We start from the raw sequence: 10,697 nt of genomic DNA on the forward strand, positions 1-10,697 counted from the left end.
CCGAGACCATGGGGATTTCCCATTGTCTCGGCCGCCAACTGTGGTTTCAGCGGGAGGGGGCGGCGGCGGCCGCCAGGCACGCGGCGCACCGCCCGATCAGCGTGCTCTGCGGCAGCGACATCGCGAAGCCGGTCGACGCCCGCAGCATGCGCGCCGCCGTGCGGAACGCGCCGACGGGGAGCACGACGACGGCGCCGCAGTCGGTGCAGTGCCCATGCAGGTGCTTACGGGACTCCCCCACCGTCGCCAGGTGGAAGCGCGTCGCACCGCCCTGCGAGTGCTGCCGTGAGACCACGCCCGATGCCGCCAGCAGATCGAGCGTGCGGTACACGGTCGCGCGGTGCACGTCGCTGCCTTCCAGCAGCGCCGAGACGTCATCGGCGGTGAGGTGGTCGGCACGGCCGGCCAGCACCGTCAGCACGGCGCGGCGGGGAGCGGTCACCCGTTCTCCCCGCTGCCGCAGCGCCGCGAGCGCGGCACGCAGGTCCTCGTCCCGCGCGGCGGAGTGCATCGCATCGTGCTCGAGGCGGGCTCCGGGGTCAGGCATGACCCTCATGGTGCCACCGGCACGCGGCATCCTCTACCCCGCGCGCACCCCGCACGGGCGTCACGTGCGCTTGAGTCCCTGCACGTAGTACGCCACGATCAGCGCGACCCACGTGGTGAGGATGTAAGGCCACGTATAGGTCTCGAGGCCGAGCCGGTGCATCAGCAGCGTGACGATCGCGGTGATGACGATCCACGGCAGCGCGTACAGCCACGACGCCGTCGAGCTCTTGAGGAAGGTCACCGCCAGCGCGATCGCGGTCAGCACCCCCGAGTAGTTCGCGAGCCCGTTGGCGATCTCGTTCCACGATTCGCCCATCACGATGGCCGTGAGCGTGCCCATGACCGAGCCGTGCACCGCGGCCAGCCCCACCTGCCAGCTGGCGATGAACAGTCCGAGCAGGATGAGGGCGCCCGCGATGGGGCTGTCCACGAGCACTACCTGCGACACGTTGGTCAGCAGCGACAGGAAGAACGCCTGCACGGCTCGTCGGGCAGATCCGATGCCGCGCCGTCGACGGCCAGAACGAGGGTCGACAGCACGATGATCGTCGCGACGATGACGAACGGCGCCGTCGTGTACGGCAGGTCGTACTTCTTCAGCGGGGTCTTCGTGAACAGAGAGGGGTTGCGGTCCGCTGCCACGGCGCGGCAGCGGGGTTAGGCTCGGCGCATGTCGCAGATGCTCGAAGGCACCGTCAACTCCCGAGACACCGGCGGGATGCCGCTGCGAGGCGGGGGCGCCACCCCGACCGGGGTGCTCTACCGCTCCGATGCACTGAGCGGGCTGACCGCCGACGGCCTGGAGCAGCTCGCCGCGACCGACATCGACGTGATCGTCGACTTCCGCACGGCGTTCGAGCAGCAGATGGCCCCCAACCGGCTGCCGGCCAGCCGCTCCTTCCGCACCGTGACCCTGCCGTTGCTCGAGGGCGCGCTGACGGGGCTCGCACAGCAGGCCATGCAGGCGGGACGCCAGGCCGGCGACGCGGATGCCGCCGCGAGCGCGGTCGCCGAGGCCCTCCACGACCTGCCGACGCTCGGGCAGCTGTACATCGGGATGCTCCAGCACGGCGCCACGGCGTTCGCCGAAGTGGCGCGCACGATCGCCGTGCCGACGACACCCCAGCAGGGCGTGCTCGTCCACTGCACGGCGGGGAAGGACCGCACGGGAGTGGCCATCGCGGTCATTCTCGATGCCGTCGGCGCCGAGCGGGAGGCGATCGTGGCGGACTACGCCGTGTCCGAGCGGAACCTGTCGGGGCCGTGGGCCGAGCGCATGCTCGGAGTGATCGAGAAGATGGGGGTCCCGCTGACCCCCGCACTCACATCGCTGGTCGTCGGCTCACCGGCATCCGCCATCGAAGAAGCCCTCGGCTGGCTCGACGAGCGGGGCGGATCGGCGGCGTACCTGCAGTCCGGCGGCCTCACCGACACCGAGCTGGCCGCGCTGCGCGCACGCCTCGCCGCCTGATCGGCGGGCGCGACGGTACGGCAGCCGTCGCGTCAGACCTCGAGGTCGACGGCCACGCGGTCGGAGCGGATGCCGCCGATGAACGCGGCGACCTCCTCGTGCGCGGGGTGCACCTGGTAGGCGTCGAGGCCCGCCGCGCCGTCGAAATCGGCGACGAGGGCGAGATCCCAGTTGCCGGGAAGGTCGAGTGCGTTCGCGCCCGCGCTCATGGCGCGCAGCGTCGGCACGACGCCCACGAGCGCCTCGAGGCGGCGGCCGGCTTCTGCGGCCTGCGCGGCACGGGTGCCCGCGTCGTCGGCGGCGAGCTTGAAGGCCACGATGTGACGGATCATGCGGAGATCTCCTCGGTGAGTGCGGCGCGCAGCCGGTCGGGCGAGACGCGCCAGTGTGCATGCAGCCGACCGTCGATGAGGACGACCGGGATCTTCTCCCACCACTGCTCGTAGAGCGCGGGGTCGTCGAGGATCGACGCCTCCGCAACCTCGACGCGGTCTTCGGGGAAGTCGGCGACGACCGCGTCGACGATCTCCCGTGCGACGTCGCAGAGGTGGCAGTCGGGCTTGGTGATGATGGTCAGCGTCGTCACGTCAGTGCTCGACCGGGAACCCCGCCGCGATCCACTCGGACGTGCCGCCGTCGACGTTCGTCGCGTCGTACCCACGCTGGGTGAGGGCGGCCACGACCTGGCCCGACCGCCCGCCGACCTGGCAGATCACATCGAACGGTTCGTCGGGGAGGCGGTCGAGCTGCCCGCCGAGCGCGGACATCGGCAGGTTGATCGCGCCGGGCACGTGGCCGGCGGCGAACTCGTGCTCCTCGCGCACGTCGATGAGCGGCGTGCCCTGACGCTCGCGCAGCTGCTGAACGGTGATCGACTTCATGACGGTCCCTTCGACAGAACACGAAGCGCCCCCTGCGACGCGGTCATCGATCCGCGGCTGAGCCGCGTCTCGACTGCAAAGGACCGGTCGGGGGCGCTTGTGTCGGATGCCGCTTTTTACTTCTTGTTGCGGCGCTGGTGGCGAGTCTTGCGAAGCAGCTTGCGGTGCTTCTTCTTCGCCATGCGCTTGCGGCGCTTCTTGATGACAGAACCCACGGAAAACCTCACTATGTCGGGGGTCTGGGAGCGGCGGTACCGCACCCGGGATCGGGGCAAACGAAAAATGCCTCAGATCAGTCTAGCCGACGTCGGCGACGGGACGTTGCAGGGCGTCGAGCACCGCGCTCTCGGGCACCCGATAACTGCGCCCGAACCGCACGGCGGGCAGCTCCCCCGCGTGCACGAGACGGTAGACCGTCATCTTCGACACACGCATGAGATCGGCGACCTCGGCGACCGTCAAGAATCGCATATCCGGCAGTTCAGCCATGGTTTCCCCCTCACGCTGTGGCCACTCTAGGCCGTGGGGGCGACGCCTGTAAACCACTGGGATTCGTGGGGCGATTGGGGCAGACGCTTCCCCTGTGACGGAAGAGGAGCGGCGTTGCGTCGGGTCAGCGCCCCGGCATCCTGCTGAACACGTTCGAGAGGGCGTGCTTGGCGGATGCCGCAGCGCGCCCGACCGCTTCGGCGGCCTGAGCGGCGGAGTCGTTGAGGCTCGGCGAGCCGTCGTCGGACTCCTCTTCGAGCAGGAACGGCATGAGCCAGTCGTCCACGGCGTCCAGCGGCGCGGTCGACAGGCTGTAGTACCGGTGCTGGCCCTCCTCGCGCACCGAGACGAGTTCGGCCTCGCGCAGGACCTTGAGGTGCTTGGAGACCGTCGGCTGGCTGACGCCGAGGTCCTGCACGATGTGCGAGACGCTGGTGCCTCCGCGTTCGCCGTTGCCGGCGCGATCAAGCAGAAGCTGCAGGATGTCCCGACGGGTGCCGTCGGCGATCACGTCGAAGATATCCGCCATGAGGATAGGTTAGCGGCGCCTCCGCGGGAGTACCATGACACGGATCCAAGAGCGAGGAGGACGCCGCATGACGGGGGACACCGTCGGCACGCGTCTGCGGCGCGGCATTCTGGCTCGGCTCGAGTGGGTGTGGGACGAACTGCGTTCGTTGACCACCGCTTCCCCTGCCCGTTTCGCGGTGCTGATCTTCGTCGCGCTCATCCTGCTGTTCACGGCGCTGTATTCGCTTCCGGCGGCGGCCGCCGACGGCAAGCCGACCGCGCTGGCCGATGCCCTCTTCACCGCCGTGTCCACGATCTGCGTCACGGGCCTGTCGACCGTCGACATGTACTCGCACTGGTCCCCGCTGGGGCACGTGTTCACCTACATCGGCGTCAACGTCGGCGCGCTCGGCGTGCTGACCCTCGCCTCCATCCTCGGGCTCGTCATCTCCAAGCGCCTCGGGCTGCGCGCCAAGCTCATCGCCGCCGGCGACAGCAACCCGCTGCGCGCGCACGGCGGGCCCGTCAACGAGGGCCAGACCGTGCGACTGGGCGAAGTGGGCCAGCTGCTGGCGACCGTGGCACTGTCGACCCTCATCATCGAGGCCGTGCTGACCATCCTCATCTACCCCGCGCTGATCGTCGCGGGCATCGACCCCGTCGCCGCCCTCTGGGAAGCGCCGTACTACGCGGCGATGTCGTTCACGAACACCGGCTTCGTGCCGAACGCGGAGGGACTCGCCCCCTTCGCCGACGACTACTACTTCCTCGGCGTGCTGATGGCCGGCGTCTTCCTCGGGTCCATCGGCTTCCCGGTGATCTTCACGCTCTGGCGGCACACCTGGCACGTGCGCCGCTGGTCGCTGCACTCCAAGCTCACCCTCATCACGACCGTCATCCTGTTCTTCGCCGGCGCGATCGTGTTCCTGAGCCTGGAGTACCTCAATCCCAAGACCTTCGGGTCGATGGATGCCTGGGACACCGTGTTCCAGTCGTTCTTCCTGTCGGCGATGACACGCTCGGGTGGGTTCTCGGTCGTGGACATCGGCGAACTCAACGGCTCGTCGCTCGTGGCGGGTTCGATGCTCATGTTCGTCGGTGGCGGGTCGGCCTCGACCGCAGGCGGCATCAAGGTGACGACGCTGGCCGTGCTCGCCCTCGCGGTGTGGTCGGAGGCCAAGGGTCGCCAGTCTGTCGAGGCGTTCGGCCGTCGCATCCCGAGCGACGTGCAGCGCGTCGCGCTGTCGGTCGTGGCGTGGGGCGCGACCATCGTTGCGCTGTCGACGATCACCATCACCCAGATCACGAAGGCACCGGTGGAGCTGGTGCTGTTCGACGTGATCTCCGGCTTCGCGACGGTGGGCCTGTCGACCGGGCTCACCGCAGAGCTGCCGGACTCCGCGATCTACGTCCTCGCGGCGACCATGTTCATGGGGCGCGTTGGTACAGTGACACTCGCAGCGGCGGTGGCAGCGACCGCGCGTTCGCAGCTGTACTCGATGCCGGTGGAAAGGCCGATCGTTGGTTGAGCAGATCCGGGGCGACGCCCCCGTCCTCGTCATCGGCCTCGGCCGGTTCGGCGCCGCGTGCGCGGGCGAACTCGATCGCCTCGATCGCGAGGTGCTCGCCATCGACGCCAACCTCGAGCTCGTGCAGAAGTGGTCCGAGCGCGTCACCCACACGGTGCAGGCCGACGGCCGCAACATCGATGCGCTGAAGCAGGTGGGCGCGCAGGACTTCCAGGTGGCGATCGTCGCGACCGGCTCCTCCATCGAGGCATCCGTGCTCATCACCGCGAACCTCGTCGACCTCAAGGTGCCGCAGATCTGGGCCAAGGCCGTCTCGCAGTCGCACGGCAAGATCCTCGCCCGCGTCGGTGCGAACCACGTGGTCTACCCCGAACGCGAAGCCGGCGAGCGCGTGGCGCACCTGGTGAGCGGGCGGATGCTGGACTTCATCCGGTTCGACGACGACTTCGTACTGGCCAAGATGTACCCGCCGAAGTTCATCCGCGGCGTCGGCCTCAACGAATCGGGCGTGCGCACCAAGTACCGCGTCACGGTCGTGGGCGTGAAGAGCCCGGGAAAGCCGTTCCGCTACGCCGAGGCGAACACGGTCGTCACCAACCACGACCTCATCATCGTGTCGGGGACCAACTCCGACATCGAACGGTTCGCCGGACTCGACCGCTGACCTTCGGTCGTCGCATCCGCACCCCCGCAGCGCGCGCGGCGGGACCTTCGCGACCACCGAGCGCGACGGGTCGCGGCCGCCCGGGGCTCGGTCGTCGCATCCGCACCCCCGCAGCGCGCGCGGCGGGACCTTCGCGACCACCGAGCACGACGGCGCGCGCGGCGGGCGGGTGTCAGGAGCCGGCGGCGAGTTCGCGGGCCCGCGCCAGCGCGGCATCCGTCGCCCGGGCGAACACGTCGTCCAGGTGCGCGTCCTGCAGCACGGCCACGGCCCGCTCGGTGGTGCCCTTGGGGCTGGTCACCTGACGGCGCAGCTCCGCCGGCTCCTCCCCCGATGCCTCGAGCAGCGCCGTGGCACCGATGAACGTCTGCTCCACCATGAGCCGCGCCGACGCATCGTCGAAGCCCTTGCCGCGGGCGGCCGCGGTGAGCTGTTCGATCAGCAGGAAGACGTACGCGGGGCCCGAGCCCGAGATCGTCGAGAGCGCGTCGATCTGGTCTTCGGGGACGTCGACCACGGCGCCGACCGTTTCGAACAGGCGCCGCACGAGCGCGATGTCCTCGGCGGTCGCGGCGGTGCCGCCGGCAAGGCCCGTGACGCCCTTGCCGACGAGGGCGGGCGTGTTGGGCATGGAGCGCAGCACCGCGACGTCGGAGCCGAGGATCGACTCGAAGGTCGCGACGGTGACGCCGGCGGCCAGGCTCACCACGATCGTGCCGGGGCGCAGCCCGCCCGCGATCTCGCGAAGGAGATCGGGCACCATGCCCGGCTTCACGCCGATGAGCACGATGTCGGCGGATGCCGCGGCGCGGGCGTTGCCGTCGGGCTCGTTCTCCAGCGCGATGCTCGTGACGCCCGCGAGCCCGTCGAGCTTCGCCGCCTTCTCGGCGGTGCGGTTGGTGACCGTCACCGCCGGGGCGAGCCCCGATCGGACGAGGCCGTGCAGCACCGCCCCACCCATGGAACCGGCACCGAGGATCGCGACAGGAGGCAGCGCAGAAGTCATGCCGCCATCTTCCCAGACACTCCCGGCGGGTGATTTGAGACGGCTCCGGGCCCATCGGATCGGAGCCGGCGCGCGGCTATAGTGACGAGAACGGGCACGGCCCCGCCGGCCGGGCCACCGAGCAGACGAAGGACGCACCATGCAGACCCTCCTCGACGGGATCTCGGCACGCCTCATCGAGACGCCGCGCCTGACGGTCAACATCCTCGAGCGCATCGCCGACGACGCCGCCACCCCCGCCGACCGCACCGTGGTCTTCGTGCACGGCAACGTGTCGTCGAGCCTGATCTGGCAGGAACTCATGCAGGATCTGCCCGGCGACCTGCGTGCCATCGCGGTGGATCTGCGCGGCTACGGTGATACCGACCACGAGCCCGTCGACGCGACGCGGGGCGTGCGCGACTTCAGCGACGACCTGCACGCCGTGCTCGAGGCGCTGGGGCTGCCGGCGACGCACCTGGTCGGCTGGGCGATGGGGGCGGGCGTGGTGATGCAGTACGCGCTGGATCACCCCGTGCTCTCGCTCACGCTCGAATCCCCCGTCTCGCCCTACGGCTTCGGCGGCACCCGCCGCGACGGATCGCGCCTGACCGACGACGACGCGGGGTGCGGCGCGGGCACGGCCAATCCCGACTTCGTCGACCGTCTGACGGCGCGCGATGACGGTGACGAGGCCATCACCTCGCCGCGCCGTGTCTTCCGCGCCACCTATGTCGCACCCGACTACCGCACCGACCACGAGGACGTGTGGGTCGCGTCGATGCTCAGCACCTCGACGGCTACCGGCAACTACCCCGGCGACATCGTCCACACCGACACCTGGCCGGGCTTCGCCGCCGGCACGATCGGCGCGCTCAACGCGCTCGCACCGCGGTACTTCGACGTGTCCGGCATCGTTTCGATCGAGCCCAAGCCGCCGATCCTGTGGGTGCACGGCACCGCCGATGTGATCGTGTCGGATGCCTCGTTCTCCGACGTCAACCAACTCGGCGAGGTCGGGGTGATCCCCGATTGGCCGGGCGAGCAGGTGGCCCCGGCGCAGCCCATGGTCACCCAGACCCGCGACGTGCTCGGCGCCTACGCCGCCGCCGGCGGCGAGGTCGTGGAACTCGCCCTCGAGGGCATCGGCCACACGCCGCACCTGGAGAGCCCGGCGAAGTTCCGACACGCTCTGCTCGCCGCGATCGGCTACATCGGCCGCCCGGCCGACCCCGCCCCGCCCACCGAGGCCATCGTCATCGCCTCGTCCGACTGAGCTCCCGCCTCCGCCGGCTCAGGGGTCGCGGCGCGCGCCGAAGAAGGCGCGCAGCAGCGCGGATGCCTCCTCCTGACGCACCCCGGCGATCACCTCGGCCCGGTGGGGCAGCCGCCGGTCGCGCACGACGTCATACATCGACCCCGCCGCCCCGGCTTTGTCGTCCCAGGCTCCGAAGACGAGCCGGTCCACGTGCGACTGGATGATCGCGCCCGCGCACATGAGACACGGTTCGAGGGTCACGACCAGCGTGCAGCGGGACAGGTTCCACGAGCCCAGCGCCTGGGCGGCGGCGCGCAGCGCGACGACTTCGGCGTGCGCGAGGGGGTCGTGCGTCGCCTCGCGCAGATTGCGCCCCTCACCGATGATCGTGCCGGCGGCATCCGTCACCACCGCCCCGACGGGGATGTCGCCACCCTCGGCGGCCTCGGCGGCGAGCGCCAGCGCGCGGTCCATCGCGGCCAGGTCGGCGTCACGGGCGGGGAGATCCACGCGACCAGGCTATTGCCCGGCCGGCGCACACGGGGACTTCTCCCCATCGGCGCGCAGCCGGGCGCGCCCTAGACTCGCTCACGGCGGGGAGGAGCACCGGATGCCGGATCTGAAGATCGACCTGTTCGGCCTGCCGGATGTCAACGGCATGACCCAGCTGTCCGTTGGCACCGTCGCCGATGCCTCGCAAGTGCTGCACGTCCGGCACGCACTGCCGCTGGACGGCATGCCCGGCGGAGGTGCCGAGTGGGTGTTCCGCGGCGGCGACCCGTTCGATCCGCTCGTCGGCCGCGTCACCACGTCGCAGGGGGCGTTCCCGTGACCCGCATCGACGCGCGTGAATTCGCCCACACTGTCTCGCTGGCTGCGTCTGCTCCCGAGTGGCGAGCAGAGCGGTTGCCTGCGACATCACCGGTACACGCAGGCGAGCCGTACCGCGGGTTCGTCCGTTTGGACGCGGCCGGCGGCGCGAGGTTCGGGTACGTCGCCTCACGGTCAGTCTGGACCGACGACGACGAACCGGTCGCGGAAGGCCTGCTGTACGAAGTGTCCCCAGGACTGCGACTGGAACCTCAACGGTTTCCCAGCAACGGTCGCCGATTCCGCGAAATCGGCGAGGCGATGATCACGAACGATGCCCGGCTGTTCAGTGCCCTCCTCCGCGCCTATGGCTGATGCAGAACATCCGAACGTCCTGATCCCGTCGACGACCTGACGCTCACGGTGCGATGACACGCGTCCGCGACCGCAGGTGAGCCACCACGACGCGACGCGGCGGCGCTCCCCCGTCCCGCAACGCGGGTTCCCGGGCGCGGAAGCCGCACCACGCGGCAGGTGAGCCACCACGACGCGGACGCGGCGGGCGGGCGGGCGGGCGGGCGGGCGGGCGGGCGAAGCATGCGTGGATAGGCTGGCGACGACTGTGCGGGGTGACCGTGACCGAGCAACCGGAGTCGAAGCCGATCGCACTGCGGTTGACCAGCCGCCGCATGGGGCCGGCCGAACTCGCGGGGCGCCCCCTGGGGGTCATCGACTACTGGCTCGCGTTCCCCGACGGGCCGGGGGCTGTGCCTGGTGAGCTTCTCGACGCCCCACCTCGAACAGCTGGCCGAGGTGCGGCTGCTGGCCGACAACATCATCCTGGGCGCCGCCTGGAATGCGGCGCCCGCGGCGGAGGAGCCCACCGCGTAGGCTGGACTCATGCGTGTGCACGTGGCCAACCACCCCCTCATCACCCACAAGCTGACCGTGCTGCGCGACGAGCGCACCCCGTCGCCGATGTTCCGCCAGCTGGTCGAGGAACTCGTCACGCTTCTCGCCTACGAGGCGACCCGCAATGTGCACGTGGAGCCCGTCGCCATCCGCACCCCCGTCACCGAGACGACCGGCGTGAAGCTCAGTGAGCCGCGTCCGCTCGTCGTGCCGATCCTGCGCGCGGGTCTGGGCATGCTCGAGGGCATGGTCAAGCTCATGCCGACCGCCGAGGTGGGCTTTCTCGGGATGCTGCGCGACGAGGTGACCCTGCAGCCGGCCACCTATGCCGAGCGGCTGCCCGACGACCTCAGCGACCGGCAGTGCTTCGTGCTGGACCCCATGCTCGCCACCGGCGGGTCACTCGGCGCGGCGATCGACTTCCTCTTCGCCCGCGGCGCCCAGGACGTCACCGCCATCTGCATCCTCGGCGCCCCGGAGGGCGTCGCGGCCATCGAGAAGCAGGTCGGCGACCGCGACGTGACCCTCGTGCTCGGCGCGCTGGACGAGCGTCTGGACGAGAAGGGGTACATCGTGCCCGGCCTCGGCGACGCCGGCGACCGCCTCTACGGCACGGTCTGACCCGCACCGCTGAGCCGG

General features: G+C 70.4%; 18 protein-coding genes. 7 read left to right on the plus strand and 11 right to left on the minus strand.

All coding sequences use genetic code 11. The annotated features are described in order from the left end of the window. Window positions 1-46: 46 nt before the first annotated feature. Genes ACFVR6_RS08795 through ACFVR6_RS08805 form a run of 3 tightly spaced genes read right to left on the minus strand, consistent with a single transcriptional unit; the run spans window position 47 to window position 1,191 of the window. Entirely contained in the window at window positions 47-547 is a 501-nt protein-coding gene (locus tag ACFVR6_RS08795) for a Fur family transcriptional regulator (protein WP_386961409.1), read from the minus strand. Window positions 548-607: 60 nt separating this feature from the next. After that, window positions 608-1,030 carry an urea transporter gene (locus ACFVR6_RS08800; RefSeq protein WP_386961412.1) on the minus strand — a complete coding sequence of 141 codons (423 nt, stop codon included), beginning with the start codon at window positions 1,028-1,030 and terminating at the stop codon, window positions 608-610. Next, window positions 1,003-1,191, minus strand: coding sequence for a hypothetical protein (locus ACFVR6_RS08805; RefSeq protein WP_386961415.1), 189 nt, complete (start codon window positions 1,189-1,191; stop codon window positions 1,003-1,005). Before ACFVR6_RS08805 ends, ACFVR6_RS08800 begins: the two co-directional genes overlap by 28 nt. Before the next feature lie 28 nt (window positions 1,192-1,219). Here ACFVR6_RS08805 and ACFVR6_RS08810 point away from each other — a divergent pair, with 28 nt between their 5' ends. After that, a complete protein-coding gene (locus tag ACFVR6_RS08810) occupies window positions 1,220-2,020 on the plus strand; it encodes a tyrosine-protein phosphatase (protein ID WP_386961418.1) in 801 nt (266 codons plus the stop codon). A 32-nt stretch (window positions 2,021-2,052) separates the two neighbouring features. Here ACFVR6_RS08810 and ACFVR6_RS08815 read toward each other — a convergent pair whose 3' ends face one another. From ACFVR6_RS08815 to ACFVR6_RS08840, 6 genes are all read right to left on the minus strand, one after another. Next, window positions 2,053-2,352 carry a Dabb family protein gene (locus ACFVR6_RS08815; protein WP_386961421.1) on the minus strand — a complete coding sequence of 100 codons (300 nt, stop codon included), beginning with the start codon at window positions 2,350-2,352 and terminating at the stop codon, window positions 2,053-2,055. Beyond that, complete coding sequence (locus ACFVR6_RS08820; RefSeq protein WP_386961424.1) at window positions 2,349-2,606, minus strand: glutaredoxin family protein; 258 nt, start codon at window positions 2,604-2,606, stop codon at window positions 2,349-2,351. Before ACFVR6_RS08820 ends, ACFVR6_RS08815 begins: the two co-directional genes overlap by 4 nt. Before the next feature lies 1 nt (window position 2,607). Then, window positions 2,608-2,901 (minus strand): rhodanese-like domain-containing protein, encoded by a 294-nt coding sequence (locus ACFVR6_RS08825; protein ID WP_386961426.1) that lies wholly within the window; start codon window positions 2,899-2,901, stop codon window positions 2,608-2,610. A 116-nt stretch (window positions 2,902-3,017) separates the two neighbouring features. After that, window positions 3,018-3,116: a 30S ribosomal protein bS22 gene (locus tag ACFVR6_RS08830; RefSeq protein ID WP_003792170.1), complete on the minus strand. Its 99-nt coding sequence runs from the start codon at window positions 3,114-3,116 to the stop codon at window positions 3,018-3,020. 82 nt (window positions 3,117-3,198) lie between these two features. Beyond that, a complete protein-coding gene (locus tag ACFVR6_RS08835) occupies window positions 3,199-3,390 on the minus strand; it encodes a helix-turn-helix domain-containing protein (RefSeq protein ID WP_386961428.1) in 192 nt (63 codons plus the stop codon). Window positions 3,391-3,514: 124 nt separating this feature from the next. After that, the gene (locus ACFVR6_RS08840; protein ID WP_386961431.1) at window positions 3,515-3,919 is read right to left on the minus strand and encodes an ArsR/SmtB family transcription factor; all 405 of its coding nucleotides are present in this window, start codon (window positions 3,917-3,919) and stop codon (window positions 3,515-3,517) included. A gap of 67 nt (window positions 3,920-3,986) precedes the next feature. Here ACFVR6_RS08840 and ACFVR6_RS08845 point away from each other — a divergent pair, with 67 nt between their 5' ends. Together ACFVR6_RS08845 and ACFVR6_RS08850 are read left to right on the plus strand one after the other, a co-directional pair. After that, entirely contained in the window at window positions 3,987-5,429 is a 1,443-nt protein-coding gene (locus ACFVR6_RS08845; RefSeq protein WP_386961433.1) for a TrkH family potassium uptake protein, read from the plus strand. Next, the gene (locus tag ACFVR6_RS08850) at window positions 5,422-6,093 is read left to right on the plus strand and encodes a potassium channel family protein (protein WP_386961436.1); all 672 of its coding nucleotides are present in this window, start codon (window positions 5,422-5,424) and stop codon (window positions 6,091-6,093) included. The genes ACFVR6_RS08845 and ACFVR6_RS08850 overlap by 8 nt, the downstream gene beginning before the upstream one ends. 172 nt (window positions 6,094-6,265) lie before the next feature. Here ACFVR6_RS08850 and proC read toward each other — a convergent pair whose 3' ends face one another. After that, a complete protein-coding gene (gene proC / locus ACFVR6_RS08855) occupies window positions 6,266-7,099 on the minus strand; it encodes a pyrroline-5-carboxylate reductase (protein ID WP_386961439.1) in 834 nt (277 codons plus the stop codon). Between the two features lie 139 nt (window positions 7,100-7,238). On the opposite strand from proC, the gene ACFVR6_RS08860 reads away from it, so the two are divergent. Further along, window positions 7,239-8,354 (plus strand): alpha/beta fold hydrolase, encoded by a 1,116-nt coding sequence (locus ACFVR6_RS08860; RefSeq protein ID WP_386961442.1) that lies wholly within the window; start codon window positions 7,239-7,241, stop codon window positions 8,352-8,354. 18 nt (window positions 8,355-8,372) lie between these two features. On the opposite strand, the gene tadA is transcribed toward ACFVR6_RS08860, so the two are convergent. Next, window positions 8,373-8,810 (minus strand): tRNA adenosine(34) deaminase TadA, encoded by a 438-nt coding sequence (tadA, locus tag ACFVR6_RS08865; protein ID WP_386961691.1) that lies wholly within the window; start codon window positions 8,808-8,810, stop codon window positions 8,373-8,375. A 136-nt stretch (window positions 8,811-8,946) separates the two neighbouring features. Between tadA and ACFVR6_RS08870 the strand changes: the two genes are divergently transcribed. The 3 genes from ACFVR6_RS08870 (at window position 8,947) to upp (ending at window position 10,679) form a co-directional block, all read left to right on the plus strand. Then, window positions 8,947-9,168 (plus strand): hypothetical protein, encoded by a 222-nt coding sequence (locus tag ACFVR6_RS08870; protein WP_386961445.1) that lies wholly within the window; start codon window positions 8,947-8,949, stop codon window positions 9,166-9,168. Further along, the gene (locus tag ACFVR6_RS08875; protein WP_386961448.1) at window positions 9,165-9,521 is read left to right on the plus strand and encodes a hypothetical protein; all 357 of its coding nucleotides are present in this window, start codon (window positions 9,165-9,167) and stop codon (window positions 9,519-9,521) included. Before ACFVR6_RS08870 ends, ACFVR6_RS08875 begins: the two co-directional genes overlap by 4 nt. 525 nt (window positions 9,522-10,046) lie before the next feature. Next, window positions 10,047-10,679 (plus strand): uracil phosphoribosyltransferase, encoded by a 633-nt coding sequence (upp, locus tag ACFVR6_RS08880; protein ID WP_386961451.1) that lies wholly within the window; start codon window positions 10,047-10,049, stop codon window positions 10,677-10,679. The last annotated feature ends 18 nt before the right edge of the window (window positions 10,680-10,697 follow it).

The sequence above is a fragment of the Microbacterium sp. NPDC058021 genome (assembly GCF_042885955.1).
In the GTDB taxonomy this organism is placed as follows: Bacteria; Actinomycetota; Actinomycetes; order Actinomycetales; family Microbacteriaceae; genus Microbacterium.